2 protein-coding genes and 1 pseudogene are annotated in these 1,799 nt (G+C 69.0%); all 3 read right to left on the bottom strand.

The genetic code is table 11. The features are described from left to right. Window positions 1-794, bottom strand: a 794-nt coding sequence (locus ACZ5CR_RS44395) for an MFS transporter (protein WP_468869120.1), incomplete at its 3' end; no start/stop codon positions are given. Window positions 795-828: 34 nt separating this feature from the next. Further along, window positions 829-1,533 (bottom strand): 3-oxoacyl-ACP reductase FabG, encoded by a 705-nt coding sequence (fabG, locus tag ACZ5CR_RS44390; RefSeq protein ID WP_468869117.1) that lies wholly within the window; start codon window positions 1,531-1,533, stop codon window positions 829-831. Window positions 1,534-1,543: 10 nt separating this feature from the next. Beyond that, a pseudogene (locus ACZ5CR_RS44385) lies at window positions 1,544-1,799 on the bottom strand (hypothetical protein); the annotation flags it as partial.

The raw sequence follows: 1,799 nt of genomic DNA, 5'->3' as shown, positions 1-1,799 counted from the left end.
CAGTAGCTGCGGCCCTGGACAAGGGCAGCGAGCAGGGCGGTCACCGCGACACCCAGGAGCACTGCCCCTGCCCAGTCAATGCGCTGGGGACGGTCACCCGTGTACTCGTCCACGCACGTATGGACCGCGACGGCCAGCAGTACGGCGCCCACGGCGAACGCCCAGTAGCCAAGGCGCCAGTCGGACACCATCGCGAGGGCCGCGGAGATCGCGGGACCCAGGGTGATGCCGCCGCCGACCATGGCGCCCCACATGCCGGTGGCCCTGACCCGCTTGGGGCCGGCGGGAAAGGCGTAACCGATGATGCCGAGGCTGGCCGTCATGATGGCCGCGCTGCCGATGCCCTGGACGATGCGGGCGCCGACGAACACTCCATTGCCGGTGGCCGTCGCACACACCACGGTGCTCGCGGCGAGCAGCAGGGAACCGCAGAAGAAGACCCGCCGCTGGCCGTGCGCGTCGCCGAGACCGCCGGTGATCAGGAGCAGCGCGGCGATGCCCAGCATGACGCTGCTGAGCATCCAGGTCTGCCCGGACAGGCCCGCGCCGAGGTCGGCGGCGGTGTCCGAGAGGGTGGACATCGGTGCCGTGTAGTTCATGAGCACCAGCAGGATGCCGAAGCACGAGACCGCGAGGGTGAGCCTGCGGGGCGGGGCGGCGGGACTGGTGTTCCGGCCTGTGTCCTGGCCTGTGTCCTGGCCTGTGTCCCGGCCGGTCTTCGGGGACGGCGCGGGGACCGGCCGTTCGGCCGTGGATATGGGACCGGCGGCGCCGGTCGCGTTGTCGCTCGTCAAGAAATCGCTCCAGATAGATGTGGCGGGGCGGGCCTCAGATGCCCATGCCGATACCGCCGCCGACGGGGAGCACCGCACCGGTGATGTACCCCGCGGATTCGCCGGCCAGGAACCGTACGGCCGCGGCGACTTCCTCGGGGGTGCCGGGGCGGTTGAGCGGCGTCATCCGCATCACGTCCCGCATACGGCGGTCGCTCAGTTCCTGGGTCATGGCGGTATCGATGATCCCCGGGGCGACGAGGTTGACGGTGATGTCGCGGGAGCCCAACTCCCAGGCAAGGGACCGGGCGAAGCCGACCAGGGCCGTCTTCGTCGCCGCATAGTTGGCCTGTCCGGGAGAGCCCAGGAAGCCCAGCGCGGAGGACAGCAGCACGATGCGGCCGTGGCGGGCGGCGAGCATTCCGCTCGCAGCCTTCCGCACGGTCCGGAAAACCCCCTTCAGATTGGTGTCCAGTACGTCGTCGAAATCCTCGTCGCTCATACGAAGGAGCAACGTGTCGCGGGTTATTCCGGCGTTCGCGACCAGCACATCGACCGGACCCTGTTCGGCCGCGATGGTCTCGTACGCGGCGTCCACAGAATCCCGGTCGGTCACCTCGCACCGGATGCCGAACAGACCCTCCGGGGGCTCTCCGGAGCGGTACCCGACGGCGACACGGTCACCGTCGGCCGCCATGGCGCGGGCAACGGCAAGACCGATGCCGCGGTTTCCTCCGGTGATGAATACCGAACGTGACATGGGTTCCTCGTTATTTCTGTTGCTCATTTACTGACTGCTGCTCATTTACCGGCTGCTGCTCATGTACTGGCTGCTGCTCATGTACTGATTTCTCGAACTCAGGGACCGCTGCGACTCGGGACCGCTGGGCCGCGGGTGCCTCCACGACCAGGCAGGACCAGGTGAAACCGGCCCCCGCGCTGAGCACGAGTGCCGCTTCGCCGGGTGCGAGGACCGCGCCGTCGATCAGGTCGGCCAGGCCCGCCGCGGCGTCCCCCGCACCCAGG

It is taken from the genome of Streptomyces sp. NPDC031274 (genome assembly GCF_055570235.1).
Note: the sequence above shows the minus strand (reverse complement) of the source record. Positions and strands in the feature narration are given on the sequence as shown.

Coding starts and splice junctions, on each gene's coding strand:
- fabG (WP_468869117.1), bottom strand. CDS start 1,533: ATGTCACGTTCGGTATTCATCACCGGAGGAAACCGCGGCATCGGTCTT.